This window comes from Sphingopyxis sp. P1IMeth2 (assembly GCF_900185685.1).
Lineage (GTDB): Bacteria > Pseudomonadota > Alphaproteobacteria > Sphingomonadales > Sphingomonadaceae > Sphingopyxis > Sphingopyxis terrae_A.
In genome coordinates, this window is sequence record NZ_FYAT01000018.1 from 22,019 (window position 1) to 45,970 (window position 23,952).

The window sequence follows — 23,952 nt, forward strand, 5'->3', positions numbered from 1 at the left end:
GCACCCGTCCGCTCGAAAGGTGAATTGAACATGACGTCCTTCCCCTCGCTTCGCGCCGCCCGCGCCGCGCTGATTTCCGGCATCGCCGCGACCGCGCTGACCGGGTGCATGGGGGCCGGCACCACCGCGCCGCAGCTTCCCAGCGCCAATTTCGTCGCGAACCAGGAAGGGCCCGGCGAGGAATATATCATCGGGCCGCTCGACGAGCTGCAGATCTTCGTGTGGCGCAACCCCGAACTCGGCGGCAAGGTGCAGGTGCGTCCCGATGGCCGGATCACCACGCCGCTGATCACCGACATGCCCGCGGTCGGCAAGACGCCGACGATGCTCCAGCAGGACATCAAGCTCGCGCTCAGCCAATATATCACCGACCCCATCGTCAGCGTGATCGTCACCAGCTTCAACAGCACCTTCTCGCAGCAGGTGCGCGTCGTCGGCGCCACCGAAAAGCCGGCGTCGATTCCCTATCGCGCGAACATGACCGTGCTCGACGCGATGATCGCGGTCGGCGGTCTCGGCGACTATGCCGCTGGCAACAAGGCGCGGCTCGTCCGCTTCGACAAGGGCAGCGGCAAGCAGCATGAATATGGGCTTCGCCTCAACGACCTGATCAAGCGCGGCGACATCAAGGCGAACGTCAAGCTTCAGCCGGGCGACGTCATCATCATCCCCGAAAGCATGTTCTGACGGCGTTTGCGCGCCCCCCGACCGCCACTGCCCAGCAAGGACTGACGACAAGCGATGAACGGCCTTTACGACGAATTTCGGGTTGCAGTGCACAGCGTCTGGACGCGGCGCTGGCTCGTGCTCGCGGTCGCCTGGGGCATTTGCATCCTCGGCTGGCTGGCGATCGCGTCGATCCCGAACCGCTATGACAGCCGCGCGCGCCTGCTTGTCGATGTGAACCAGATCCTGCCGGATGATGCGCAGGGCGGATCGTTCGGCGGGCGCCAGCAGATCGACCAGATTCGCGAAACGCTGACCAGCGCGCGCAATCTGGAGAAAGTCGCGACGACCACCGGCCTGATCCCGGCGGGTGCGGGCGAGCGCGAGAAAGCGGGCGCGGTCGCGATGCTGCAAAAGAATATCAAGATCGTGCCGCAGCAGGACAATATCTTCGAGATCACGTCGAGCGTCGGCATCGGCAGCCTGTCGGACGCCGACAATGCCAAGCTGGCGAGCGGCGTGCTTGACAGCCTGATCACCGTCTTTCGCGACGATCAGCTGCGCGGGGGCCGCGTCGATGCGCGCGAGGGGCTGAAATTCCTCGATTCACAGATCGCCGACCGCGAAAAATCGCTGCGCGAGATCGAGGCGCGGCGCGCCGCGTTCGAGGCGCAGAATATCGGCCTGATTCCGGGCGGCGCCGGATCGCCCGCCCAGCGCGTCGATGCGGCGCGCGCCGAACTCAGCCAGATCGAAACACAATTGGTTGCGGCGCAGGCGGCGCTGGCGGCCGCCAACGGCCAGCTCGCCTCGACCCCCGCGACGGTGCCGGGCGCAGGCGGTGTCGGCGGCGGCGTCGCGCGGCAGCAGCTTGCGGGCGCGCAGAACGAGCTTGCATCGATGCGCGCACGCGGGCTGACCGACGCGCACCCCGATGTGATCGCGCTCAAGAGTCAGATCGCCTCGCTCAAGGCGCAGGCCGACCGCGAAGGCAATGGCGGTGGCGGCGGGATGCAGAACCCCGCCTATTCGTCGCTGGCCGCGATGCGCGCCGAGCGGCAGGCGACCGTCAGCGCGCTGTCGGCGCGCAAGGCGCAGCTTACTGGCGACATCGCGCGCATCACCTCGCAGCAGATCCAGAACCCGGGCATTGCCGCGGAATATGACCGGATCAACGGCGAATATACGGCGCAAAAGGCACAGTATGACAAGCTGCTCGCGCAGCGCGAACAGGTGCGGCTGCGCGGCGACGTGCAGACCGAAACCGACGCGATCCGGATCGAGTTGCTCGATCCGCCGTCGAAGCCGACCAGCCCTGCGGCGCCCAATCGCCCGCTGTTCCTGACGCTCGTCCTGCTCGCCGGGATTGGCGGCGGCATCGGCGCGGCTTTCGGCCTGGCGCAGGTGCGCACAAGCTATGCCACCGCCGCGAAGCTCGAGCGCGCGAGCGGACTTCCCGTCATCGGATCGATCACCGAGGTCGTGACGCCCGACCGGCACGTCGAGCGGCGCAAGCGGCTTGTCTGGCTTGCCAGCGGGGGCGCGGCGCTCGTCGGCCTCTATGCGCTGCTGCTGGTCGCCGAGTTCGTCCAGCGTGGCATGGTCGCGTGAGCGAGGAAAAGGACATGAACGACCAACGCCCCGTCAAGCGCCAGCCCTCGCTGCTCGAACGCGCGGCCGACATGTTCGGCCTCGATCCCGCGAAGCATGCCCCGACGATCGACGTGTCGCAGCTTCCGCCCGAACCCGAGCGCAAGGCGAAAAAGGCGAAGCCTGCTGCCGAAGTGCCGCAGCCCGAAATCCTGCCGCCCGATGCGCCGGCACCGGCGGTCGAAGCCGCGCCCGCGGCAAAGGCATCGCCGCGCAAGGAGGTAGCGCGCGCCGCTCCTGCCATCGCCGCCAACCGGCAGGGCAAGATCGATCGCGAGCGGCTCGCTGCGCGCGGGATGGTCGTGCCGGGCGCGCCTGTCACCGGCATTGCCGAAGAATATCGTATCGTGAAGCGCGAGATCATTCGCAACTTCGCGGGCACCGCCAACCGTCCCGTCGTGCCGCGCGGTCACCGCGTGCTGATCGCATCGGCCAATCCGGGCGAGGGCAAAACCTTTACCGCGGTCAATCTGGCGCTCAGCCTTGCGGTCGAGGCCGATCACGACGTGTTGCTGATCGATGCCGACATTGCCAAACCCAGCGTGCTCGAAACGCTGGGGCTGGCTGATGGGCCGGGCCTGATGGACGCGCTCGCCGATCCGCACTTGCCGCTCGGTGACTGCCTGATCCAGACCGATATTCCGGGACTGAAGGTCATGCCTGCGGGAACGCAGCATATGCACGACACCGAACTGCTCGCATCGGCCCGGACCGAGACGCTGCTCGCGCAGCTCGAACAGGGTGCGCCGGGGCGGATCATCATCCTCGATTCACCGCCGGTTCTCGCCGCCTCGCCGGCCGCGGTGCTCGCGGGGCATGTCGGCCAGCTCATCATCGTGGTGCGCGCCGATCAGACGCTCGAATCCTCGCTGCGCGATGCGGTCGGGCTGATGGGCGGTTGCCCGCATATCCAGCTGCTCCTCAACGGGGTGAAATTCTCGCCGGGCGGCCGCCGCTTCGGCACCTATTACGGACAGGGAGGCGCGTCATGATGCGCGACCGGACTTATTTGCGCGGTGCTGCCGCGATCGCGGCGTTGCTGCTCGCCGGCACGGCGACGGGCGCGCAGGCCCAATGGTCGCAGGACAGCGGTTCCGGCTCGGGCTCGGGCTCGGGCTCGGGCGCAAGCAATGCTGCCCCGGCTTCGGGTGCGGCGTCCGGCGAAAGCGACCGCAAGGGCGGCAAGCGCGCCGAGAAGCAGAAGAAGCGCCGCCAGGTCGACGTCAGCCCCTATCTCGAGATCGGGCAGGTACTCACTGCCGAGCTCAAGAATGGCGGCGACGTGCTCACCTACACGACCGTAGCGGCCGGCGTCGATGCGGTGATCGCGACGCGCCGCGCCGAGGCGGCAGCCACGATTCGCTACGAACATCGCTTTGGCGAATCGGGCGGCCTTGGCGATGCCGACGTACTCAGCGGTCTCGCGCGGGCGCGCCTCGAACTGATGCAGGGCTTCAATATCGAAGGCGGCGCGCTTGCGACCCGTGCGCGCGCCGACGGTCGGGGCGCCGACAGCGGCCTGTTCATCGGCGGCGCGAACAATGTCGCCAATCTCTATTCCATCTATGCCGGTCCGACGCTGACCAAGCGCATCGGCAACCTCGACTTCGGAGCCGGCTATCGTTTCGGTTATACGAAGGTCGACATCGATACGCCCGCGGTGCTCGCGCCGGGCGTTCCGGTCGGCGATGCCTATGACAGCTCGACCAACCATGTCGCTTGGGCCAGCCTTGGCCAGCGTCCGGGCGATCTGCCCTTCGGCTGGCAGGTTTCGGGCGGCTATGAGCGCGAGGACAGCAATCAGCTCGACCAGCGGTTCGAGGGCAAATATGCCCGCGCGGACGTTACCGTGCCGATCAGCCCCAGCGTCGCCTTGCTGGGCGGCGTGGGCTATGAAAAGGTCCAGATAAGCCAGCGCGATCCGCTGCTCGACACCAATGGGGTGCCGGTGCGCGATTCGAACGGCCGCTTTGTCACCGACACGTCGCAGCCCCGACAGCTCTCGTTCGACACCGACGGGCTGATCTGGGATGCAGGCGTGATGTGGCGCCCGAGCCCGCGCACCTCGCTGACCGCACGCGTCGGCCGCCGCTATGGCGACACGGTTTATACAGGCAGCTTCGCCTATCGTCCCGACGACAGGACGCTGTTCCAGCTTGGCGTTTATGACGGGCTTTCGAGCTTCGGGCGCGGGCTGACCACCGGGCTGTCGGCGCTGCCGACGCAGTTCGACCCGACGCGCAATCCGATCAGCGGTGATGTGAACGCCTGCGTCTTCGGGCAGCAGAGTGGCGGATGCCTTGCCCCGCAGCTTGCCAATACGACAACCGCGCAGTTCCGCAGCAGCGGCGTGCAGGCGATCCTGTCGTCGCGCTATGGCCGCTGGAGCTATGGCGTCGGTGCAGGATACGACCGTCGCAAGCTGCTGGTGCCGACCGGATCGGTACTCGGCGCGATCAACGGCACGGTGGACGAGGCCTATTATCTTTTCGTCTCCGCCGGGCGCCAGCTCGATTCCTCGTCGGACCTCAGCATTTCGGGCTACCTCAACTATTTCGACAATGGTTCGCCGGGTGCGTCCGACGTCCAGTCGGCCGGTATCTCCGCGGCCTATTCGCGGCGCTTCTGGCGCGGCCTGACCGGAACGGCGGCGGCGGGGCTCAACGCCTTCGACCAGGATGGCTTCAACAGCCAGCTTATCGGATCGGCGCTCGTCGGTCTGCGTTATAACTTCTGATCCAGCACAACGGGATTACTGCGATGTACGATCAATTCTACGGCTTCACCGGACGCCCGTTCCAGCTGACGCCCGATCCCGCTTTCTATTTCGAGAGCGGAACGCACCGCAAGGCGATGTCCTATCTTGGCTATGGGTTGGCGCAGGGCGAAGGCTTCATCGTCATCACCGGCGATATCGGCGCGGGCAAGACGACGCTGGTCGGCCATTTGATGAACACGATCGATCCGAACCGGCTGACCGCGGTCAAGCTGGTGTCAACACAGGTCGAGGGCGACGATCTGCTGCGCCTTGTTGCCGAACAATTCGGCATCGAATGGGAAGGGCAGAGCAAGGCGGAACTGCTGCGCGCGATGGAGCAATATCTGCGCGAACAGGCGCGCGCCGGGCGGCGCACGCTGTTGATCGTCGACGAGGGGCAGAATCTCGCGATCTCGGCGCTCGAAGAACTGCGGATGCTGTCGAACTTCCAGCTTGGCGGCCATTCGCTTTTGCAGATCTTCCTGCTCGGCCAGCCCGAGTTCCGCCAGACGCTGTTTCATTCGCCGACGCTGGAACAATTGCGCCAGCGCGTGATCGCGACGCACCATCTCGATCCGATGGAGCCCGAAGAAGTCGAACCCTATATCCTCCACCGCCTCGGCAAGGTGGGCTGGACGGGCAACCCGAGCTTCAGCCCCGACAGTTTCGAGCTGATGTATGATTATAGCGAAGGTGTGCCGCGCAAGCTCAACGTCCTCGTCAGCCGCCTGCTGCTGTTCGGCGCGGTCGAGGAACTCAACCGCATCAACGCCCAACATGTCCGCAATGTGATTGCCGAGATCGAATCGGACCGCGGCATCGACGAGGCGAGCCTTGCGCCGCTGCCGGTCGAAGAGGTGGTGGCGCAAGCCGCAACGGCGAGCGCGCCGCACGCCGCCGTGCCGCACGAATGGCCGGTGGCAAGCGCAGAGCGCGCGCCTTTCGCGGCACCCGCGACGGACGCTGCTGCGCCGGTCGTCGCGGCTCCGCAGGATACGGCGCAGTTCGATGCGCTGCGCGCGCAGATTTCGGCGCTCGAGACGCGGATTGCCGAACAGGATGAAGCGCTGCGTCGGGTTCTCGATCTGCTGATCGAATGGGTCGAGCGCGATCCCGAAAACGCCCCCAACCCCGCAAAATCGCAGGTTTGGGCGGCCTGACGGCAGCGCCGATTTCGGCTATGCGACCGGCAGAGGTGATGGACGATGCAGAACGGCCTGTCGGTCGATGTCGAGGACTGGTTCCAGGTCGGCGCCTTTGAGCGCACGATCGATCGCGCCGACTGGCCGGCGCTCGAATGCCGGGTCGAGGCGAATTGCGATGCGGTTTTGCACCTGTTCGCCGAGGCCGGGGTTCGGGGCACATTCTTCACGCTCGGCTGGGTCGCCGAACGCTATCCCGCGCTGATCCGGCGGATCGTCGATGCGGGGCACGAGCTTGCGAGCCACGGCTATGATCACAAGCGCTTGTTCCAGATGACGGCCGGCGAATTTGCCGCCGACCTTGAAAAGACACGCGCCATCCTCGAAAATCTCGGCGGCCAGCCCGTGCGCGGCTATCGCGCACCCAGCTTTTCGGTCGATGCGCGCACGCCCTGGGCGCATACCGTCCTTGCCGAACAGGGCTATGCCTATTCGAGCAGCGTCGCGCCGGTGGTGCACGATCATTATGGCTGGGCGCAAAGCCCGCGCCACGCTTGGCAGCCGCTTCCCGACAGCGCGCTGATCGAATGGCCGGTGACGACCGCGCGCGTCGCGGGCCGGACGCTTGCCGCGGGCGGGGGCGGTTTCATGCGACTGCTTCCTTATGGTTTCACGCGCTGGGCGATCGAGCGGATGAATCGCGAGGGGCATCCCGCAATCCTGTATTTCCACCCGTGGGAGATCGACCCCGGTCAGCCGCGCGTTGCCGATGCGCCGCTGCGGTCGAAGGTCCGGCATTATACCGGCCTCTCCGCGATGGCGGGCAAGCTGAAGAAGCTGCTCGACGATTTCGAATGGACGCGCGCCGATGCATTGCTCGCGGCGCAGCAGGAGCGCGCCCGGCCGTGGCGCGCCGCAGCGTGAACGCACCGGTCAAAACGATGAGCGACGCCTTTGCCGGTGCGCCACTTGCGGACGCGGCGGCGTGGGACGCCTATGTCGCCGCGCACCCCGATGCGACCCCCTTTCATACGCGCGCCTGGTGCGAAGCGATCACGAAGGCGACGGGTCACCGCTGCCATCTCGTCACGGCGCGCGATGCGCACGGCGCGCTGACGGGGCTCGTCCCGCTGCACCATGTCCGCTCGCCGCTGTTCGGGCAGGCGCTGGTCGGCAGCGGTTTCGCCGTCGACGGCGGAATGCTGGCGGACGATGCAGCGGTTGCCGACACCCTGGCCACGGGTGCCGCCGAACTGGCCCGCGCGCTCGGCGTTCCGTCGGTCGAACTGCGCGGGGGTCCGCTGCCCGAAGGCGAGGGGTGGCGCTGCGAAGACGATGTCTACGCAGGCTTCACGCGTGACCTCGCCGCCGATGACGAAGCCGAATTGCTCGCCGTCCCGCGCAAGCAGCGCGCCGAGGTGCGCAAGGCGCTGGCGGGGGATCTGTCGGTGAGCACGGGGCGCGATGCCGCCGAGCGGCGCGACCATTACCGCATCTACGCGACGAGCGTTCGCAACCTCGGCACGCCGGTCTTTCCGAAGGCGCTGTTCGATGCGGTGCTCGACGCCTTTGGTGAGAATGCCGACATATTGACCGTGCGCGCCGACGGCCGACCGGTGGCGAGCGTGCTCAGCCTCTATTGGCGCGGCACGGTGATGCCCTATTGGGGCGGCGGGACGGCAGAAGCGCGCGGGCTGCGCGCCAACGAGCTGATGTATTTCGCGCTGATGGGGCATGCCCGCGCGCGCGGCTGCACCCGTTTCGATTTCGGCCGTTCGAAGCTTGGCACCGGGCCTTTCGCCTACAAGAAGAATTGGGGGTTCGAACCCCGCCCGCTGGCCTATGCGCGCTGGCTCGCGCCGGGCCGGGCGCCGCGCGACACCAACCCGAACAGCGCCAAATACCGGTTGCAGGTCGATCTGTGGAAGAAGCTGCCGCTGTGGGTGGCCAACCGCATCGGGCCGCTGATCGCGCGCGGATTGGGTTGACCGGCGCGATGGCCGAAATCCTGTTCCTGGTTCACCGCGCGCCCTGGCCACCCGACCGCGGCGACCGGATACGCAGCTGGCACATGTTCGAGGCGCTTCGCAAGCTGGCGCCCGTCCATGTCGCGGCGCTCGCCGACGATGCGAACGATGCCGAAACGGCGCGGGCGAAAATGGCGCCGCTTTGTAAAAGCCTGTGCATCGACACGCGCCGCGCCTCGCGGCCCATCGCGCTCGCGCAGGCGGTGCTGCGCGGCGAGCCGGTGTCGAACCGGCTGTTCCGCAGCGGTGTGGTCGCCTCCTACGTCGATGCCTTGCTGGCGACCGGGCGCATTACCCATATCGTCGCCTTCTCGGGCCAGATGGCGCAATATCTTCCCGCCCGCTTCGACGGGCCGGTCATCATGGATTTCGTCGACGTCGATTCGGCCAAATTCGCGACCTATGCCGAACAGGACAGGCGCCAGCCGATGAACTGGGTTCACCGGCGCGAAGCGGCAAAGCTCGGCGCCTATGAAGCGAAAGTCGCACGTTCGGTCGATACCAGCCTGTTCGTCAGCGAGGCGGAGGCGGCGCTGTTCCGGACGCGCAGCGGCCTTGGCGGCGACATCGCCGTCGCGGTCGAAAACGGCATCGACACCGACCGTTTCGACCCGGCGCAGGATTTCGCGGCGGTGGATGAAGGCGATGGACCGCTGGCGGTGTTCACCGGACAAATGGACTATCGCCCCAATATCGACGCGGTGAGCTGGTTTGCGGCGGCCGTGCTGCCGCTGCTGCGCCAGCGCGAACCACGGGCGCGCTTTGCGATCGTCGGCCGTGCGCCGGCCGAAGAGGTGCGGATGCTCGCCCGGCTGCCCGGCGTTGCCGTCACCGGCGAAGTCCCCGACGTGCGCCCGTGGCTCGCCGCCGCCGATGTCGTCGTGGCGCCGCTGCTGCTCGCGCGGGGGGTGCAGAACAAGCTGCTCGAAGCGATGGCGATGGCGCGGCCGGTCGTCGCGAGCGCCGCCGCCGCGACCGGGATCGACGCGGTCGATGGTGATCATCTGCTCGTCGCCGACGGAGCTGTTGCGATGGCGGACGCAATCGTGCGCCTGTTCGCCGATCCGGGTTCCGCCGCGCAGATGGGCGCCCGCGCCCGCGATCGGATGATCGCGCGCTACGGGTGGGACGCGCGGCTGGAACCGCTCGGCGACTTGCTGGGGCTTCCGGAATGACCGCCCGGCCGATCGCATCGGCGCGCGGCCGGTCCCTGTGGCAGCGGCATCTGGCCGCGCTTGGCGCGCTCACGGCGGCAATTCTGCCGTTGTTCGCGCGCGATGCCGCCGACATGGCGGGCATCTGGTGGCACAGTTCGACGTTCACCCATTGCCTGTTGATGGTGCCGATGATCGGTTGGCTGGTGCAGCAGCGCTGGCCGCAACTGCGCACGCTCGCTCCGGCCTGGTGGTGGCCTGGAACGGTATGGCTGGCGGGCGGCGGTTTCGTCTGGCTGGTGGGCGAGGCGGCGGGCGTCGGCCTGTTCCGGCAGTTGGGGCTTGTCCTGATGCTGCAGGGGGCGGTCGGTGCGGTGCTCGGACAAAACCTCGTGCGCGCGCTTCTCTTCCCGCTTGGCTATGCGCTGCTGCTCGTACCCTTCGGCGAGGAACTGGTACCGCTGCTCCAGACGCTGACGGCGCGGATCAGCGTCGTCCTGCTTCATCTGTCGGGACTCGACGCGGCAATCGAGGGCGTGTTCATCACCACGCGCGCTGGCTTCTTCGAGGTGGCGGAGGCCTGTTCGGGGGTCAATTTCCTGATCGCGATGCTCGCCTATTCGGTGTTCGCCGCGAATCTCTGTTTCAAAAGCTGGACGCGTCGGATCGTCTTCGTCGCCGCGGCGCTCGCGACGACCGTCGCCGCCAATGCGCTGCGCGCCTATGGCACGATGGTCGCTGCCGAAATCTGGGGGATCGAGGCCGCGGGGGGCATCGACCATGTCTTCTATGGCTGGATATTCTTCGGGATCGTGATCCTGATCGTGATGCTGGTCGCGCGGCGCTGGTTCGACCGGCCCGCGAACGACGTGGCGGTCGACATCACCGGACTGAATGCGCCGCCGTGCTTTGTCGGTCCGGCGCCGGCGGTTCTGGCGCTCGCCTTCGCGCTGCCGCTCGCCTTTTCGGGGTGGGCCGCGCTGATTGGGGGCCGGGCAGCGCCGCTGCCCGCGACGATGGCGGTGGCGCCGCCGCCGGGCTGGCACGACGCGGCGAGCGAGGGCGCCGCGTGGCATCCGCGCTTCGACGGTGCCGACCGCCGGTTGGTGCGGCATTTCGTCGATGCCGCGGGGCGCCGTGTCACGGTCGCGATCGGAGGCTATGAACGGCAGGCCGAAGGCCGCGAGGTCGTCGGCTTCGGACAGGGCGCGATCGACCCCGACAGCAAATGGGCGTGGAGCGCGGCGCTGCCCGCGGTCGACGGCGCCAAGACCGAGAGGCTGCTTCATCCCGGCCCGGTGCTGCGCGACGCGGCAACCTGGTATGTCGTCGACGGCCGCGCGACGGGCAGCGCGCGCGCCGCGAAACTGGCCGAACTCAAGGCGCGGCTGCTCGGCGGCGATCCGCGCGCGCTGTCGCTGATTCTGACGGCGGAGGAGCGCGCGGGCGGCCGCGATGCGATCGCCGATTTCCTTTCCGCGTCGGGCGGAGCGCAGGCGATGGCTGACCGCGCGCTGAAACTGCGCTAGGGCTGCTTCCTATATGTGTGGGATCGCGGGCATTTATCATCTGGAGACGGCCAAGCCCGTCGATCCCGCGCGGCTGCGCGCGATGCTGCATCCCATGAGTCATCGCGGTCCCGACGGATCGGGCGAATGGACCGCGCCGGGTGTCGGGCTGGGGCATCTGCGGCTGTCGATCATCGATATCGAAGGCAGTCCGCAGCCGATGGCGAGCGACGACGAGGCGGTGACGATCAGCTTCAACGGCGAAATCTATAATTTCCGGCAGTTGCGCGCCGAACTCGAAGACCGTGGCCACCGCTTTCGCACCAGCGGCGATACCGAGGTGATTCTGGCGGCGTGGCGGCAGTGGGGTCCGGATTGCCTGTCGCGGCTCAACGGCATGTTCGCCTTTGCAATCCACGACCATCAGCGGGGTTGCCTGTTCCTGGCGCGCGACCGGCTGGGCGTGAAGCCGCTGCATTTCGCGCGGCTGTCGGACGGATCGATCGCCTTTGCGTCCGAACTCAAGGGCCTGCTGCGGCATCCGCTGCTGCGGCGCGAGGCCAATCTGTCGGCGGTCGAGGACTTTCTGGCGCTCGGCTATGTGCCCGACGACAATTGCATCATGGCGGGCGTCAGCAAATTGGGCGCGGGCCATTATCTGCTGCTCGAACGCGGCAAGCCGTTTCCCGCCCCGACCTGCTGGTGGTCGCCCGATTTTTCGAACCGCATCCGCGCCAGCGAAGGCGAGGCGGCCGAGCATCTCGTCCATCTGATGCGCGCCGCGGTCACCGACCGCATGGTCGCCGACGTGCCGCTCGGCGCCTTTCTGTCGGGCGGCGTCGATTCGAGCGCGGTGGTGGCTTTGATGGCCGAGGCGAGCGCGAAGGCGGTCAAGACCTGCACCATCGGTTTCGATCAGGCGGCGCTCGACGAAACGGCCTATGCGGCGACGATCGCGGACCGCTTCGCCACCGACCACCGCACTCGCACCGTCGCGGCCGCCGATTTCGCGCTGGTTGGCCGCATCGCTGACATGTTCGACGAACCCTTCGCCGACGCGAGCGCGCTGCCGACCTATCGCGTCTGCGAACTGGCGCGCGAAGAGGTGACGGTCGCGCTGTCGGGAGACGGCGCCGATGAGGCGTTTGCGGGCTATCGCCGGCTGGTCTTCCATCATCAGGAGGAACGGTTGCGGTCGCTGATCCCCGCCGTGCTGCGGCGCAATCTTCTGGGGCCGCTCGCCCGCGTCTGGCCGCAGATGGACTGGGCGCCGCGCCCGCTGCGCGCCCGTGCGACACTAGCCAGCCTGTCGAAGAGTGGCGCCGAAGGCTACGCGGAAGCGGTCGGCGTCACTGGCCCGGACCAGCGCGCAAGATTGTTCAACGATGCCGCTATCCGCGCGCTCGGCGATCATGTCGCGGAAACGCGCTATTGGCAGGCGATGGCCGAGGCGCCGGCGCGCGAACGGCTCGACCGCGCGCAATATGCCGATCTCAAGATCTGGCTGCCCGGCGATATTTTGACCAAGACCGACCGGATGAGCATGGCGGTCAGCCTCGAGGCTCGCGAGCCGCTGCTCGATTACCGGCTCGTCGAGTTCGCCGCCTCGCTCCCCGCCGCGATGCGAGTGAAGGGCGGGACGGGGAAAGCGATCCTGAAACAGGCGATGGAACGCTATCTGCCGCACGACATTTTGTACCGGCCCAAGATGGGGTTCGTGACGCCGGTGTCGCACTGGTTCCGCGGCGCGCTGACCGAACAGGCGCGCGCGCTCGCCCATTCGGGAACGCTTGCACGGACGGGATGGTTCGACATGGCGGAGATCGAACGCGTCGTCGCCGCGCACCAGTCGGGCCGCCGCGATCATGGGCGGCTGATCTGGCAATTTTTCATGCTTGAAAAGTCGCTGGCGAAGCTTTTTGGTATCTAGTTTCTCGGCCGGCGCGCGTGGTGCGAAGCCGCTGAATCGCCACCGCTTCTTAAGAACTCGCTGCTAGGTTGGCCGCCGATGACGGTGCATCCCGCCTTTCCGACCCATGCCGCCGAAGCCGCGCCGCTGACCGTTCGCGTCGTCGATCCGCTCGCGCTGTCGGACGATCTTGCCGCGGCTTGGGACGGCCTGGCCGCGGCGGCGAGCGAGCCCAATCCCTTCGTCGAACGCTGGTGCCTGCAATCGGCGCTGCACCTGCTCGATCCCGAGCGGCAGGCGCGGCTGGTGATGGTGATGACGGGCAGCGACGGGCCGCTGATCGGGGTGATGCCGCTGGCGCCCGCCGCACGCTACGGCCCGTTGCCGCTCCGCCATGTTGTCGGCTGGGCGCATCCCAATCATTTTCACGGCGCCCCGCTGGTGCGCGCGGGCTGCGAGACGCTTTTCTGGTCGATCCTGCTTGGCTGGTGCGATGCTGCGCCCTGGGCGCAAACGCTGGTTCAGGTGCCGCGATTGACCGAAGACGGCCCGCTGCATCGCGCGCTGGCCGAAGTCGTGCGCGGTCGCGGCGACAAGGCCGAAGCCGTCCACCGCGAGGAGCGCGCGCTGCTCGAAAGCGACCTGTCGCCGGCCGCCTATTGGGAAGCCGCCATGCGCGGCAAGAAGCGCAAGGAATTGCGGCGCCAGGCCAATCGCCTCGCCGAACTGGGGCCGCTGACATTTCGCCAGTGGCGCAGCGGCGACGCGATCGAAGGCTGGATCGATGCTTTCCTCGACCTCGAAGCGCGCGGCTGGAAGGGGCGCGCGGGGTCGGCGCTCGCGAGCCAGAGCGAAACCGAGGCCTGGTTCCGCGCGATCCTTGCCGCAGCGGCCGAGGCGGGCCGGCTCGACATGCGTGCGCTCGATCTTGGCGAGCGGCCGATCGCGCTGCTGATCAATTTCGTGACGCCACCGGGCGCCTTTTCCTTCAAGACCGCCTTCGACGAGGAATATGCCCGCTTTTCGCCCGGCGTGCTGCTTCAGCAGGCGAATCTCGATATCCTCGCCGACGCGCGCGTCGCATGGGTCGACAGCTGCGCGGCGCCCGATCATCCGATGATCGACAGCGTCTGGCGCGAACGGCGCCGGCTGGTGTGGATCAACGCGCCCCTGTCGGGCGCGTCGGACCGCTGGCGCTTTCGCGCGCTGGCGCGTGCCGAGAAAATCTGGCGCCGCCTGAAGCGCGCCGCCCCCAAACCGCCGATCGAACAGGATCCGTCATGACCGCGCAATCCGCCGAACAAGTTCGTGTCTTTCCGCCCGAAACGCTGGAGCGCATGGCCGCGCTCTATCCGGCGCAGGCGGGGCTGCTGCACCACTGCCTGCCCGACCATCCCTTGCTCTCGCTCGATGCGCTGGCGGCGCTCGCCGACACTTTGCCGGGGTCGCAGGTCGAATATAATCCGGGCGATCTGCCTGTCGGTATCCGGCCCGAGGATGTGCCATCGAACGGGCTGTCGATCGCCGAAACGATCCGCACCATCGACAGCAATCGCAGCTGGGCGGTGCTCAAGAATATCGAAACGGTCGATGCCTATCGCGCGCTGTTGATGGACCTGCTCGGCGAGCTGGAACCCGTTGTTTCGCCGCGCACCGGCGCGATGCTGACACCGCAGGGGTTCGTCTTCGTCTCGTCGCCGGGATCGATCACGCCCTATCACTTCGATCCCGAGCACAACATCCTGCTCCAGCTTCGCGGCAGCAAGGTGATGCACGTCTGGCCTGCGGGCGACGAACGCTTTGCCCACCGGATCGAGCACGAACGCTACCACACCGGCGGTCACCGCAACCTGCCGTGGGATGATGGCTTTGAAGGCGCCGAACAGGCGGTCCCGCTCGCGCCGGGCGATGCGGTGCTGATGCCGGTGATGGCGCCGCATTATGTCCGCAACGGCGACGCGCCCTCGATCTCGCTCTCGATCACCTGGCGCAGCGAATGGAGCTACCGCGAATCCGAAGCCCATGCCGCCAACGCCGCGCTGCGCCGGATGGGATTGAACCCCGCAATGCCGCCACGCTGGCCGAGCTATGCCCGGGCAAAGACCGTCGGCTGGCGCGTCGCGCGCAAACTGAAACTCGTGTCCTGACGCCGCCGCGACAGATGGCTTTCAATTGCGCGCATTTGGAGCTATGGGCGCGCATCCTTAAATTTCGAGCCCATAGAGGATAGATGGCGAAAGAAGAACTTCTCGAAATGCGCGGCCAGGTGGTCGAACTTCTGCCCAACGCGATGTTCCGCGTCCGGCTGGAAAACGACCATGAAATTCTGGGCCATACGGCCGGCAAGATGCGCAAGAACCGCATCCGCGTTCTGGTGGGCGACGAAGTGCTCGTCGAACTCACCCCCTATGACCTGACCAAGGGTCGGATCACCTATCGCTTCAAGTGAGCGGGGCGGCGATCTTGCCCGCACCGTCGCTCGTGCTCGCATCGACGTCGCCGCGTCGGCGCGAACTGCTGGCGCGCATCGGTCTCGAGCCGGCGCGCATTGCGGCTCCCGACATCGATGAAACCCCGCTGAAGGGCGAACTGCCGCGCGCCTATGTCGCGCGCCTCGCCGAGAGCAAGGCCCGCGCCGTCGACCGCGCGGCGGACGAGGTGGTGCTGGCGGGTGACACGACCGTCGCGGTCGGGCGCCGCATCCTCGAAAAGCCAGCCGACGAGGCCGATCTGCGCCGGATGCTCGGCCTGTTGTCGGGACGGCGTCACCACGTCTATTCGGGGGTTTGTGTTGTCGGGGCGGATGACCGCCCGCGCGTTCGCGTCGCCGATACCGTCGTCGCCTTCAAACGGCTGACGCCCGCCGAGATCGACTGGTATGTCGCGAGCGGCGAGGGGATGGGCAAGGCCGGCGGCTATGCCATCCAGGGCAAGGCCGAGATATTCGTGCGCTTCCTTTCGGGCAGCCATTCCAACGTCGTCGGCCTGCCGATCTTCGAGACGCGCGCGCTGCTGACGAGTGCCGGAGTGCCACTTGGCTGAGTGGCTATACGAAGCCGGCATCGGCGAGGCGCGGGCCGCGCTGATCGAAGACGGTCATATTATCGAAGCGCGGATCGAACGCGAGGGCGAGCGGCCGCGCGTCGGTGCTATTATCGCCGGGCGGTTGATCGAACCGGGGGTGGTGCGGCTCGACCTGCCGGGCGACCCCGTCGCGACCGTGGCGGCAAGGGGCGTTCCGCTCGGCACGCGGCTGGCGGTCGAGATCACGCGCATGGCGCTGCGCGAGCGCGGCCGCGACAAGCCCGCGCGCGGCCGGCTTAGCGACGCCGAGCCGGATGACGGTCCCGACCTGCGCGCGCGCATCGCCGCGAGCGGCCTGCCGGTGACCGACCTGGCGCCGACCGGTCCCGACCGGCTTGAGGAAGCGGGCTGGTCCGATCTGATCGATCATGTTCGCACCGGCCATTGGCCTTTCGCCGGCGGCGCGCTGTGGGTCGATGCCACGCCGGCGATGCTGCTCATCGACATCGACGGCGACGGCGATCCGCTGGCGCTGGCGCAGGCCGGCGCGGCAGCTGCGGCGCATGTCGTACGCTGCTGCGATGTCGGCGGTTCGATCGGCATCGATTTTCCCTCGCTGCCGGGCCGGGCCGAGCGGCAGGCGGTCGATGGCTGGGTCGATGCCCATTTCCCGCAGCCGTTCGAGCGCACCGGAACCAACGGGTTCGGCTTTCTGCAGATCATCCGGCGCCGCGAGCGCCCGTCGCTGATTGAACAGGTCCGCTTCGATCCCGTGGCGACCGACGCCGCGCTGCTGTTGCGCCAGGCCGAGCGCGCGGTTGGTGCCGGACCGCTGCAACTCACGGCGCGACCGGCCCTTGCCCAATGGATCGGCGCGCACCCGCACTGGATCGCGATGCTCGAACGGCGTACCGGGCGCGCGGTTGCGATTGCCGCCGATGCGCAAGTGAAAGGAGCGGGCCATGCCCAGTAATGCTGCCGCCAGATCGCGCCGCTGCCCCTTGTGCGGCAAGCCGCGCGACGAGGCTTACAAGCCCTTTTGCAGCCGCGGCTGCCGCGACCGCGACCTCAATCGCTGGTTCGACGAAGGCTATCGCGTACCGGTCGATCAGGCGCCCGACGGGGGCCTCGACGGCGATCGTTTCGAGGATGAATGACAGGAAGAAATTTGCGCAACAAAGGCTCTGGACAGGATCGAAACCCCTGCCTATAGCCGCCGCTCCCGAACAGGCCGCACGGCCTTGTGGAGCCCGTGCCCGGGTAGCTCAGTTGGTAGAGCATGCGACTGAAAATCGCAGTGTCGGTGGTTCGATCCCGCCCCCGGGCACCACGGTCCCTTGGCGACCGTTCCGGAACATCTTGAAACCGATATGACATTCCTGCGATGGCTCGCGTGGCTCGTCGGCGCGGCGTGGCGCGCCATGCCGCTCGGTTCCGATCCGAAAATTCCCGGCCAGCTTTCTGTGGGCGCGTGCATGGCGCGATATCCCGGGTCGGGGCGGGGGTGCCATGCGGCAATCGCTTGCCAAGGCTCTGGCGCGCGGCTAAAGGCCGCCCATTCGGACAGATGCGCCGTTTTCCTTCCGCCTTTCGCCGACATGCTCGGGGAGGGTGGGCGGACTATTGCCTGAAGCCGTGCTTGACGCGGCGGGGGCGGCAACCCATCTGGCCGTGAACTGAGACGCATGAAGGACGGGACGATCGATATGGCGAGGCCCAAAATTGGCGAATTCGTCAACCAGGTAAAGGCGGAAGCCGGCAAGATCGTGTGGCCGACGGGCCGCGAGACGATGCAGACGACGATCATGGTTCTGATCATGACGATCCTGCTGTCGCTGTTCTTCTTCGGCGTCGACACCGTATTCAAGCTGATCGTCGGCTGGCTGACGTCGCTCGCGGGCTGATCCGCGCTTCACACCCAATTTCAGGACAGGACACGCACAGATGGCGCGCTGGTACATCATTCACGCCTATTCGGGCTTCGAGAACAAGGTTCGCGATTCGGTCGTCACCGAAGCCGAGCGCCTTGGCCTCAGCGATTTCGTCGAGGCGGTCGAAGTGCCCGTCGAAACGGTGACCGAGGTCAAGCGCGGCAAGAAGGTTCAGTCCGAACGCAAATTCTTCCCCGGCTATGTGCTCGCCAAGCTGACGATGACCGACGATGTCTATCACCTCGTCAAGAATACGCCGAAGGTAACGGGCTTCCTGGGGTCGTCGGGCAAGCCCCAGCCGATCAGCGAAGCCGAAGCCGCGCGTATCCTGAACAGCAAGGAAGAAGCCGCCGCGCGCCCGAAGACCGAGATTCGCGTCGATTACGAAATCGGCGATCAGGTCAAGGTACTCGAAGGCCCGTTCGCGAGCTTCAACGGCGTGGTCGAAGAACTCGATTTCGACAAGGCGCGCGTCAAGGTCAGCGTATCGATCTTCGGCCGTGCGACGCCGGTCGAGCTCGATTTCGAGCAGGTCGAACGGATGAAGTGATGGCCGTCGGCCGTCGCTCTTCGCAGCATGGGATAATCGCATGAGTCTGAGTCAGGACGAGATTCAGGCTCGCATTGCGCGCGCCCGCGAAATCAACGCGGGTGTTTCGGCCGAGAAGGTCGTCGCGGCGGTCGCGCGGCTGTTCGATCTCGACCCCGTGCCCGGCGTCGAGGATGAATTTACCTATCCCGCCCTAGCGACCACCGCGCGCGACCGGATTTTCGGCGGGCAGGTCATCGCGCAGGCGATGTTCGCGGCTTCGCGCACGGTCGAGACCGGAAAGCAGGTGCATTCGCTCCACGCCTATTTCCTGCGCGGCGGCGACGAAACCAAACCGCTGCATTTCCGCATCCACCGCGATTTCGACGGGCGCAGCTTTTCGAACCGCCGTGTCGTCGTGCGCCAGGACGGCAAGGTGATCTTCAACCTGACCGCATCGTTCCAGATTCCGGCGATAGGGCTGTCGCATCAGGTGCCGATGCCCGACCTGCTGCCGCCCGAGCAGTGCTGGGACTTCACCGATTTCATCGCTGCCGATCCCAATATTTCGGACCGTCATCTTGCCCATATGGCGCGGCGGCGGCCGTTCGAGGTGCGCAGCTATCGCCCGCCGGCTTCGGCCAAGGCGACGCAGCATTACCAGTGGTTCCGCGTCGCCGCGCCGATCGGCGACGATCCGCTGCTTCATCGCGGTTTCCTCGCTTTCGCATCCGACATGGGACTTTTGTCCTCGGCGATGCTGCCGCACGGCGTTAACTTCTGGACGCCGGGCATGGTGTCGACCAGCCTCGATCATGCGATGTGGTTTCACGACGATATTCGCGTCGACGACTGGTTCGTGTTCGTGATGGACAGCCCGTGGACGGGCGGCGATCGCGGGCTGTGCCGCGGGTCGATCTATCGTCAGGACGGCACGCTGATCGCAACCGTGGTGCAGGAAGGCCTGGTACGCTATCGCCCGGATGCCGCGCGATAGCGATTGCGCGGACCGCAGAGGGGGGCTGCTTTTCGGATGGGAACAGACGGCACGGCCATCGGACGATTGAAGCAGCTTGACGGTGTGCGCGGGCTCGCCGCCTGCGCCGTCGCCTTCGGATATCATTCCAAGATATTGTTCGAACGCGCTGTTTTCGAAGACGGCTGGGGCGGTCCGGTAGCAGCGTGGCTGCGTGACAATGGCTGGACCGCAGTCGACCTGTTCTTCCTGCTATCGGGTTTCGTCTTCGCGCATGTGTATCGTTTCGGCGAATCGCTGCAGTCGACGCGCGCACTTGCCGATTTCACCGTGGCGCGTATCGCGCGCCTCTACCCGCTTCACCTGTTCATGCTCGTCTGCTGCGCTGCAACCTTCTGGTGGATGCCGTATAACAACGTCGGTACCTTCATTGCGCATCTGTTCATGCTGCAGGTGTTTACGGAGCCGGTCGCGCGCACCTTCGATGGTCCATCCTGGTCGATCTCGGTCGAGGTTTTTTGCTATATTCTTTTCGCGGCGGCGGCTTTCGCGGGGCGACGGGCGGTCCTTACGGTCGCCTGCACCGCGATTCTGGCGAGCGGTATAGTGCTTCTTTTCGACGGGCACGCGGGCCAGCCGCTCACCTCCGCCAACAGCATCGCGCGTGGCGGCTTCGGCTTTTTCATCGGTGTGCTGCTGTGGCGCTACCGCGGCCGGTTTGCGCGCGTTCCGGCGCTGGTGCTCGTGGCGATCGCCGTGGCGGGACTCCTGATCCCGACCGGGACAGCCAATCCGGTGCTGCCGCTCACCGCGCTGACCTGGCCGGCGGCGCTAATCCTGGCGCTGCGGACGCGCTTCATGGGAACAGCGCCGCTCGTGTGGCTCGGCGACCGCAGCTATTCGATCTATCTCGTCAATATTCCTGTCGCGGACGTGCTGTTGCGCGTCGCTGGCAAGTTCCGTGATTGGGACTACGGCCTGCTTTCGGCGCATATCCTCTTCGTCGCGATCGTCATGCTGCTGTCCGAATTCACCTATCGCTACATCGAACGTCCTGGCCAGCGGATGATCCGCGATCGCTGGAAGAGCCGGCGCGGCCAGCAGGCGGCGGCCGCCGTCTGATCGCGCCGCGCGGCGCGTCTTTCCTTGCATTTCGGGCGAAAGCCCGCTAACGGCCGCGCTTCGCGATCGCCCTCCTTTGGAACGGCGGCGTGATTCCGCGCGGGAGGAGGGCTGATAACCCTCTGCTTGACCGCTTATTTTGAGCCCCGGATCTGTCCGGGGCGACAGAAAGAAAGGAGGCCATCATGGCCAAGAAGATCAGCGGCTATATCAAGCTGCAGGTGCCCGCCGGCACTGCCAATCCCTCGCCGCCGCTCGGGCCGGCGCTGGGTCAGCGCGGCGTCAACATCATGGAATTCTGCAAGGCGTTCAACGCCGCGACCGACGGCATGGACAAGGGCACCCCGACCCCGACCATCATCACCGTCTTTGCGGACAAGAGCTTCTCGTTCGTCACCAAGACGCCCCCGGCGACCTACCTCATCAAGAAGGCCGCGAACCTGAAGTCGGGTTCGAAGGAGCCCGGCAAGATCAGCGGCGGCAAGATCGCGCGCTCGAAGCTCGCCGAGATCGCCGAGATCAAGATGAAGGATCTGAACGCCAACGACATCGAACAGGCGACCAAGATCATCGAAGGCAGCGCCCGCTCGATGGGCCTCGAAGTGACGGAGGGCTGAACCGATGGCAAAGCTGACCAAGAAGCAGAAGGCCCTCGAGGGCAAGGTCGACGCGACGAAGCTGCACAGCATCGAAGACGCGCTGAAGACCGTCCGTGAACTCGCTTCGGCGAAGTTCGACGAAACGCTCGAAATCGCGATGAACCTGGGCGTCGATCCGCGTCACGCCGACCAGATGGTCCGCGGCGTCGTCACGCTGCCCGCCGGTACCGGCAAGGACGTCAAGGTCGCGGTCTTCGCGCGCGGCGATAATGCCGAAAAGGCGCTCGCCGCCGGTGCCGACAAGGTCGGTGCCGAAGACCTGATGGAAGACATGCTCGCGGGTAACCTCGACTATGGCCGCGTCATCGCGACGCCGGACATGATGGGCATCGTCGGCCGCCTCGGCAAGACGCTGGGTCCGAAGGGCCTGATGCCGAACCCGAAGCTGGGCACCGTCACCCCGAACGTCGCCGAAGCGGTCAAGGCAGCCAAGGGCGGCCAGATCGAATTCCGCGTCGAAAAGGCCGGGATCATCCACGCCGGCCTCGGCAAGCTGTCGTTCGGCGAGGAAAAGCTCCGCCAGAATTTCGACGCGTTCGTCGACGCGATCGTCAAGGCCAAGCCGGCCGGTGCGAAGGGCAAATATGTCCGCAAGATCGCGCTGTCGTCGTCGATGGGCCCGGGCGTCAAGATCGACACCGCGGACGTCGCCGGCGCCTGATTTTCAGGTAAAGCCATTCAAGGAAAGGGCCGGGGGAAACTCCGGCCCTTTTCTTTTGGGCGGTGGGAAGCAGACGTTGCCGTTAACCGCTTGATGTTTCCCCCGCGAAGGCCGGGGTCCAAGGCTTTACAGCACCAACATCAGCGTTCGACACTCCGGACCCCGGCCTTCGCCAGGGAACGCAATATCGACGCTGGATTACTATCTGTTCAGATGCGCCCTTCCGCTCGAACCCCGCTATTCCCGCAAGCCTCGCAATGCCGCCCCCGCCGCGAAGGGGCCGATCACCGTCAGCAGCAGACTGGCAGCGGCGAGTAGTTTCGTCGCGCCGCGCCCCGACGGATCGAGCATTCCGGCGCCGAAGATCAGCAGCGGCACCGCGAGCGGCAGGACGAGCAGGCCGCCGATCGCATTGCCGCCCTTGAGGTTCGCCGTGAGCGCGGCGCTGAGTACCGCGAGCGAGGCGAGGGCGGGGATGGCGATGGCGAGGCCGGTGGCGATCGTCGCGACGCGCGCCGCGTCCTGCGCGAGCAGCGCCGCGGCGGGTAACAGTGCAATCAGCAACGGCAATCCGAAGCCGATCGCATGCGCGGCGATCTTGACCGCCGCGACCACCTCGTCGGCGATGCCGCGCACCGCAAGCTGATCAAGCACGCCCGCATCCTTGTCGGGGCGGATCAGCCGGTCGATCGGCAGTAGCGCCGCGAGCAGCGCCGCGACCCACAGCATACCGCCCCCCGTGCGCGCGAGCAGCGGCGCGTCGGGGCCCACCGCGAAGGGAAAGGCGGTCGCGACGAGCAGGAAGAAAACGACGGGCAGCCAAAGCGCGCCGCTGCCCCAGGCGCGGCGCAGGTCGCGCCAGAAGAGCGCGAGCAATGCGGTCATGCGCGCGCCCCCATGTCCAGCTCGGCAAGATCCGGGATGTCGAGCGCGAAGTGCGAGGCGAGCAATACCGCGCCGCCGTTCGCGCGATGCGCCGTGATCGCTGCGACGAGCCGCGTCCGGGCGGCGTCGTCCATGCCATTGGCGGGTTCGTCGAGCATCCAGATCGGCGCCGCGCTGCCGATGACGCGTGCCATCGCGGCGCGCTTGCGCTGGCCCGTCGACAGCATCGAAACCGGTACTTCGGCAAGGGCGCCCAGCGCCATCGCCTCCATCGCGCGCTGCGTCATCGGACCGTCGATGCCGTCGATGCGCGCCCAGACGTCGAGCGCGCGGCGCAGCGGCAGTTCGGCATCGAGCGCCGCGGCTTCGTCGATCAGCGCGCAGCGTTCGTGCCGCGTCACCGTGCCCGCGGCGGCGCGGAGCAGGCCCGCGGCAACGCGGATCAGGCTCGATTTGCCGGCACCGTTGGGACCACGCAGCCACAGCGCCTCGCCGCGCGCAAGCGCCAGCGACAGGCCTTCGAAGAGCAGCCGGTCGCCGCGGATGCAGGCAATGCGGTCGAGCTGAAGCAACAGCGTCACGCCATGTCTTCCAGCGCGTGCATATCGTCGTCCGAAAAGCCGAAATGATGTCCGATTTCGTGGATCAGGACGTGGCGCACCAGCCAGTCGAGCCGTTCGCCGCCTTCGATCCATTCGACCAGGATCGGGATGCGATAGAGCGTCACCCGGTCGGGCATGCCGCCGCTCATGTCGATGCTGCGCTCGGTCAGCGGCCGGCCTTCGTAGAGGCCGGTCAGATCATAGGGATGTTCGATACCGAGCGACGCGAGCGTTTCGTCGTCGGCAAATTCCTCGATCGCGACGACCACGCCGCGGATGTGCGGCTTGAAAATATCGGGCAGCGCGGCCAGCGCCGCGTCGGCCATTGCGTGAAAGGCATCGGCATCGGGGGCGCCGCCGGTCCAGCCGTCGGGCAATCGGGAAAGGGCGGCCTTGTCGCTCATCGCGCCCTTCCTTATGGCGGGGACACGGTCTTTACCAGCGGGAGAAAGCGGATGGTCCAGAAACTCGACGATGCGGCGCGTGCGGCGCTGCTCGCGCGCTTTCCCGAATGGGCGCACGAGCCGCAGCGCGACGCGATTACGCGCCGGTTCCGGTTCGACGATTTCGCGCAAGCCTTCGGCTTCATGGCGAGCGTCGCGATCATCGCCGAAAAGATGGATCACCATCCCGAATGGTCGAACGTCTATAATCGCGTCGATATCCTGTTGACCACGCACGACGCCGACGGGCTGTCCGAGCGCGACGCGCGCCTGGCGGAAGCGATCGAAGCCTTGCTCTGATCCGCC

General features: G+C 66.8%; 26 protein-coding genes and 1 tRNA gene. 24 read left to right on the top strand and 3 right to left on the bottom strand.

What is annotated here, in order from left to right; genetic code table 11:
• Positions 1-30 precede the first annotated feature (30 nt).
• From P1IM2_RS17845 to rplA, 23 genes are all read left to right on the top strand, one after another.
• Positions 31-687, top strand: coding sequence for an XrtA/PEP-CTERM system exopolysaccharide export protein (locus P1IM2_RS17845; RefSeq protein WP_058812850.1), 657 nt, complete (start codon positions 31-33; stop codon positions 685-687).
• A 54-nt stretch (positions 688-741) separates the two neighbouring features.
• Positions 742-2,277, top strand: a complete 1,536-nt coding sequence (locus P1IM2_RS17850; RefSeq protein ID WP_186403344.1) for an XrtA system polysaccharide chain length determinant — start codon at positions 742-744, stop codon at positions 2,275-2,277.
• A gap of 14 nt (positions 2,278-2,291) precedes the next feature.
• A complete protein-coding gene (locus P1IM2_RS17855) occupies positions 2,292-3,308 on the top strand; it encodes an AAA family ATPase (RefSeq protein ID WP_186403345.1) in 1,017 nt (338 codons plus the stop codon).
• The gene (locus P1IM2_RS17860) at positions 3,305-5,053 is read left to right on the top strand and encodes a hypothetical protein (RefSeq protein ID WP_186403346.1); all 1,749 of its coding nucleotides are present in this window, start codon (positions 3,305-3,307) and stop codon (positions 5,051-5,053) included. Before P1IM2_RS17855 ends, P1IM2_RS17860 begins: the two co-directional genes overlap by 4 nt.
• A gap of 23 nt (positions 5,054-5,076) precedes the next feature.
• A complete protein-coding gene (locus P1IM2_RS17865) occupies positions 5,077-6,234 on the top strand; it encodes an XrtA/PEP-CTERM system-associated ATPase (RefSeq protein WP_186403347.1) in 1,158 nt (385 codons plus the stop codon).
• 45 nt (positions 6,235-6,279) lie between these two features.
• Positions 6,280-7,140 (top strand): XrtA system polysaccharide deacetylase, encoded by an 861-nt coding sequence (locus P1IM2_RS17870; protein WP_186403348.1) that lies wholly within the window; start codon positions 6,280-6,282, stop codon positions 7,138-7,140.
• Positions 7,141-7,157: 17 nt separating this feature from the next.
• The gene (locus tag P1IM2_RS17875; protein WP_186403418.1) at positions 7,158-8,204 is read left to right on the top strand and encodes a FemAB family XrtA/PEP-CTERM system-associated protein; all 1,047 of its coding nucleotides are present in this window, start codon (positions 7,158-7,160) and stop codon (positions 8,202-8,204) included.
• An 8-nt stretch (positions 8,205-8,212) separates the two neighbouring features.
• Positions 8,213-9,418 carry a TIGR03087 family PEP-CTERM/XrtA system glycosyltransferase gene (locus P1IM2_RS17880; RefSeq protein ID WP_186403349.1) on the top strand — a complete coding sequence of 402 codons (1,206 nt, stop codon included), beginning with the start codon at positions 8,213-8,215 and terminating at the stop codon, positions 9,416-9,418.
• Positions 9,415-10,926 carry an exosortase A gene (xrtA, locus tag P1IM2_RS17885; protein WP_186403350.1) on the top strand — a complete coding sequence of 504 codons (1,512 nt, stop codon included), beginning with the start codon at positions 9,415-9,417 and terminating at the stop codon, positions 10,924-10,926. The genes P1IM2_RS17880 and xrtA overlap by 4 nt, the downstream gene beginning before the upstream one ends.
• Positions 10,927-10,939: 13 nt before the next feature.
• Entirely contained in the window at positions 10,940-12,835 is a 1,896-nt protein-coding gene (locus P1IM2_RS17890; RefSeq protein ID WP_186403351.1) for an XrtA/PEP-CTERM system amidotransferase, read from the top strand.
• Between the two features lie 78 nt (positions 12,836-12,913).
• Positions 12,914-14,098 carry a GNAT family N-acetyltransferase gene (locus P1IM2_RS17895; RefSeq protein ID WP_186403352.1) on the top strand — a complete coding sequence of 395 codons (1,185 nt, stop codon included), beginning with the start codon at positions 12,914-12,916 and terminating at the stop codon, positions 14,096-14,098.
• Positions 14,095-14,961: a cupin-like domain-containing protein gene (locus P1IM2_RS17900; protein ID WP_186403353.1), complete on the top strand. Its 867-nt coding sequence runs from the start codon at positions 14,095-14,097 to the stop codon at positions 14,959-14,961. Before P1IM2_RS17895 ends, P1IM2_RS17900 begins: the two co-directional genes overlap by 4 nt.
• Positions 14,962-15,044: 83 nt before the next feature.
• Positions 15,045-15,263: a translation initiation factor IF-1 gene (gene infA / locus P1IM2_RS17905; protein WP_003049127.1), complete on the top strand. Its 219-nt coding sequence runs from the start codon at positions 15,045-15,047 to the stop codon at positions 15,261-15,263.
• On the top strand, positions 15,260-15,856 hold the full coding sequence (locus P1IM2_RS17910) for a nucleoside triphosphate pyrophosphatase (RefSeq protein ID WP_186403354.1): 597 nt from the start codon (positions 15,260-15,262) through the stop codon (positions 15,854-15,856). The genes infA and P1IM2_RS17910 overlap by 4 nt, the downstream gene beginning before the upstream one ends.
• Positions 15,849-16,811, top strand: coding sequence for a ribonuclease (locus P1IM2_RS17915; protein ID WP_186403355.1), 963 nt, complete (start codon positions 15,849-15,851; stop codon positions 16,809-16,811). Before P1IM2_RS17910 ends, P1IM2_RS17915 begins: the two co-directional genes overlap by 8 nt.
• The gene (locus P1IM2_RS17920) at positions 16,801-16,995 is read left to right on the top strand and encodes a DNA gyrase inhibitor YacG (RefSeq protein ID WP_062901987.1); all 195 of its coding nucleotides are present in this window, start codon (positions 16,801-16,803) and stop codon (positions 16,993-16,995) included. The genes P1IM2_RS17915 and P1IM2_RS17920 overlap by 11 nt, the downstream gene beginning before the upstream one ends.
• 97 nt (positions 16,996-17,092) lie before the next feature.
• Positions 17,093-17,168: transfer RNA gene (locus P1IM2_RS17925), tRNA-Phe, on the top strand.
• A gap of 376 nt (positions 17,169-17,544) precedes the next feature.
• The gene (gene secE, locus P1IM2_RS17930) at positions 17,545-17,742 is read left to right on the top strand and encodes a preprotein translocase subunit SecE (protein ID WP_040590458.1); all 198 of its coding nucleotides are present in this window, start codon (positions 17,545-17,547) and stop codon (positions 17,740-17,742) included.
• Positions 17,743-17,782: 40 nt separating this feature from the next.
• The gene (gene nusG / locus P1IM2_RS17935; RefSeq protein WP_003049140.1) at positions 17,783-18,319 is read left to right on the top strand and encodes a transcription termination/antitermination protein NusG; all 537 of its coding nucleotides are present in this window, start codon (positions 17,783-17,785) and stop codon (positions 18,317-18,319) included.
• Between the two features lie 40 nt (positions 18,320-18,359).
• Positions 18,360-19,295 (top strand): acyl-CoA thioesterase II, encoded by a 936-nt coding sequence (locus P1IM2_RS17940; RefSeq protein ID WP_186403356.1) that lies wholly within the window; start codon positions 18,360-18,362, stop codon positions 19,293-19,295.
• Between the two features lie 66 nt (positions 19,296-19,361).
• Positions 19,362-20,396: an acyltransferase gene (locus tag P1IM2_RS17945; RefSeq protein ID WP_260834195.1), complete on the top strand. Its 1,035-nt coding sequence runs from the start codon at positions 19,362-19,364 to the stop codon at positions 20,394-20,396.
• A 185-nt stretch (positions 20,397-20,581) separates the two neighbouring features.
• On the top strand, positions 20,582-21,013 hold the full coding sequence (gene rplK, locus P1IM2_RS17950) for a 50S ribosomal protein L11 (protein WP_003049146.1): 432 nt from the start codon (positions 20,582-20,584) through the stop codon (positions 21,011-21,013).
• Positions 21,014-21,017: 4 nt separating this feature from the next.
• Positions 21,018-21,716, top strand: a complete 699-nt coding sequence (gene rplA / locus P1IM2_RS17955; RefSeq protein WP_003049148.1) for a 50S ribosomal protein L1 — start codon at positions 21,018-21,020, stop codon at positions 21,714-21,716.
• 237 nt (positions 21,717-21,953) lie between these two features.
• Here the strand turns inward: rplA and P1IM2_RS17960 are convergent, their stop codons facing one another.
• The 3 genes from P1IM2_RS17960 to P1IM2_RS17970 are packed head-to-tail and all read right to left on the bottom strand — an operon-like array spanning position 21,954 to position 23,607.
• Positions 21,954-22,601 carry a heme exporter protein CcmB gene (locus P1IM2_RS17960; RefSeq protein WP_186403358.1) on the bottom strand — a complete coding sequence of 216 codons (648 nt, stop codon included), beginning with the start codon at positions 22,599-22,601 and terminating at the stop codon, positions 21,954-21,956.
• The gene (gene ccmA / locus P1IM2_RS17965; RefSeq protein ID WP_186403359.1) at positions 22,598-23,182 is read right to left on the bottom strand and encodes a heme ABC exporter ATP-binding protein CcmA; all 585 of its coding nucleotides are present in this window, start codon (positions 23,180-23,182) and stop codon (positions 22,598-22,600) included. Before ccmA ends, P1IM2_RS17960 begins: the two co-directional genes overlap by 4 nt.
• Positions 23,179-23,607 (bottom strand): metallopeptidase family protein, encoded by a 429-nt coding sequence (locus tag P1IM2_RS17970; RefSeq protein WP_058812887.1) that lies wholly within the window; start codon positions 23,605-23,607, stop codon positions 23,179-23,181. The genes ccmA and P1IM2_RS17970 overlap by 4 nt, the downstream gene beginning before the upstream one ends.
• A gap of 51 nt (positions 23,608-23,658) precedes the next feature.
• Here P1IM2_RS17970 and P1IM2_RS17975 point away from each other — a divergent pair, with 51 nt between their 5' ends.
• Positions 23,659-23,946, top strand: coding sequence for a 4a-hydroxytetrahydrobiopterin dehydratase (locus P1IM2_RS17975; RefSeq protein WP_186403360.1), 288 nt, complete (start codon positions 23,659-23,661; stop codon positions 23,944-23,946).
• Positions 23,947-23,952 lie beyond the last annotated feature (6 nt).

What these genes read in the sequence shown, in the direction of transcription:
- P1IM2_RS17845 (WP_058812850.1), top strand. Translation starts at nt 31, where the DNA reads ATGACGTCCTTCCCCTCGCTTCGCGCCGCCCGCGCCGCGCTGATTTCC.
- P1IM2_RS17850 (WP_186403344.1), top strand. Translation starts at nt 742, where the DNA reads ATGAACGGCCTTTACGACGAATTTCGGGTTGCAGTGCACAGCGTCTGG.
- P1IM2_RS17855 (WP_186403345.1), top strand. Translation starts at nt 2,292, where the DNA reads ATGAACGACCAACGCCCCGTCAAGCGCCAGCCCTCGCTGCTCGAACGC.
- P1IM2_RS17860 (WP_186403346.1), top strand. Translation starts at nt 3,305, where the DNA reads ATGATGCGCGACCGGACTTATTTGCGCGGTGCTGCCGCGATCGCGGCG.
- P1IM2_RS17865 (WP_186403347.1), top strand. Translation starts at nt 5,077, where the DNA reads ATGTACGATCAATTCTACGGCTTCACCGGACGCCCGTTCCAGCTGACG.
- P1IM2_RS17870 (WP_186403348.1), top strand. Translation starts at nt 6,280, where the DNA reads ATGCAGAACGGCCTGTCGGTCGATGTCGAGGACTGGTTCCAGGTCGGC.
- P1IM2_RS17875 (WP_186403418.1), top strand. Translation starts at nt 7,158, where the DNA reads ATGAGCGACGCCTTTGCCGGTGCGCCACTTGCGGACGCGGCGGCGTGG.
- P1IM2_RS17880 (WP_186403349.1), top strand. Translation starts at nt 8,213, where the DNA reads ATGGCCGAAATCCTGTTCCTGGTTCACCGCGCGCCCTGGCCACCCGAC.
- xrtA (WP_186403350.1), top strand. Translation starts at nt 9,415, where the DNA reads ATGACCGCCCGGCCGATCGCATCGGCGCGCGGCCGGTCCCTGTGGCAG.
- P1IM2_RS17890 (WP_186403351.1), top strand. Translation starts at nt 10,940, where the DNA reads ATGTGTGGGATCGCGGGCATTTATCATCTGGAGACGGCCAAGCCCGTC.
- P1IM2_RS17895 (WP_186403352.1), top strand. Translation starts at nt 12,914, where the DNA reads ATGACGGTGCATCCCGCCTTTCCGACCCATGCCGCCGAAGCCGCGCCG.
- P1IM2_RS17900 (WP_186403353.1), top strand. Translation starts at nt 14,095, where the DNA reads ATGACCGCGCAATCCGCCGAACAAGTTCGTGTCTTTCCGCCCGAAACG.
- infA (WP_003049127.1), top strand. Translation starts at nt 15,045, where the DNA reads ATGGCGAAAGAAGAACTTCTCGAAATGCGCGGCCAGGTGGTCGAACTT.
- P1IM2_RS17920 (WP_062901987.1), top strand. Translation starts at nt 16,801, where the DNA reads ATGCCCAGTAATGCTGCCGCCAGATCGCGCCGCTGCCCCTTGTGCGGC.
- secE (WP_040590458.1), top strand. Translation starts at nt 17,545, where the DNA reads ATGGCGAGGCCCAAAATTGGCGAATTCGTCAACCAGGTAAAGGCGGAA.
- nusG (WP_003049140.1), top strand. Translation starts at nt 17,783, where the DNA reads ATGGCGCGCTGGTACATCATTCACGCCTATTCGGGCTTCGAGAACAAG.
- P1IM2_RS17940 (WP_186403356.1), top strand. Translation starts at nt 18,360, where the DNA reads ATGAGTCTGAGTCAGGACGAGATTCAGGCTCGCATTGCGCGCGCCCGC.
- rplK (WP_003049146.1), top strand. Translation starts at nt 20,582, where the DNA reads ATGGCCAAGAAGATCAGCGGCTATATCAAGCTGCAGGTGCCCGCCGGC.
- rplA (WP_003049148.1), top strand. Translation starts at nt 21,018, where the DNA reads ATGGCAAAGCTGACCAAGAAGCAGAAGGCCCTCGAGGGCAAGGTCGAC.
- P1IM2_RS17960 (WP_186403358.1), bottom strand. Translation starts at nt 22,601, where the DNA reads ATGACCGCATTGCTCGCGCTCTTCTGGCGCGACCTGCGCCGCGCCTGG.
- P1IM2_RS17970 (WP_058812887.1), bottom strand. Translation starts at nt 23,607, where the DNA reads ATGAGCGACAAGGCCGCCCTTTCCCGATTGCCCGACGGCTGGACCGGC.
- P1IM2_RS17975 (WP_186403360.1), top strand. Translation starts at nt 23,659, where the DNA reads ATGGTCCAGAAACTCGACGATGCGGCGCGTGCGGCGCTGCTCGCGCGC.